Below are 848 nucleotides of genomic sequence, written 5' to 3' on the forward strand. Positions count from 1 at the left end.
AAGATGAGACAGAAACCCGTTCCCCAAACGTCTTCTGCGGAGAAGACGATCAAAGATATCCGTCGTGCCACGCGTAAACATTATTCGGCCGAGGATAAAATCCGTATTGTTCTGGAAGGTCTGCGCGGGGAAGACAGCATTGCTGCGATCTGCCGCCGCGAAGGGATTGCAGAGAGCCTGTATTATAGCTGGTCGAAGGAATTCCTTGAAGCTGGCAAGAAGCGCCTTGCAGGCGACACCGCCCGTTCTGCCACCAGCGACGAAGTAAAAGCGCTGCGTCGTGAAAGCCGTGACCTGAAGGAGGCATTAGCCGACGTCACCCTGGAAAACCGCCTGCTCAAAAAAAGCATGATCGGGGATGGGGGCGACGACGAATGAGATATCCCGCCTCCGAAAAGCATGAGATCATCCGGCTTGTCGAGCAGTCGCATTTGTCAGCCAGGCAGACGCTGGAAAAGCTGGGCATTCCAAGGCCGACCTTCTATCGATGGTATGATCGCTTCCAGACCTACGGTGTCGAGGGGCTGGAAGACCGGACGTCCGCACTTTCGCGGGTGTGGAATCGTATCCCTGACGATATCCGGGATCGCATCATCGCACTAGCGCTCGATCATGCCGACCTGTCACCGCGTGAATTGGCGGTGAAGTTCACTGATACGGAAAGTTATTTTGTATCAGAGGCTTCGGTCTATCGCTTACTCAAGGCTCACGACCTGATCACGTCGCCAGCCTATATCGTCATCAAGGCCAATGACGAGTTCAAGGACAAGACCACGAGGCCGAACGAGATGTGGCAAACCGACTTCACCTACCTGAAGGTCATCGGCTGGGGATGGTTTTACCTATCG

General features: G+C 54.6%; 1 pseudogene. It reads left to right on the forward strand.

From position 1 onward, the window contains the following. Window positions 1-3: 3 nt before the first annotated feature. A pseudogene (locus ABE527_RS21595) lies at window positions 4-848 on the forward strand (helix-turn-helix domain-containing protein); the annotation flags it as partial.

This window comes from Brucella sp. TWI432, assembly GCF_039674445.1.
Classification (GTDB): domain Bacteria; phylum Pseudomonadota; class Alphaproteobacteria; order Rhizobiales; family Rhizobiaceae; genus Brucella; species Brucella chromiisoli.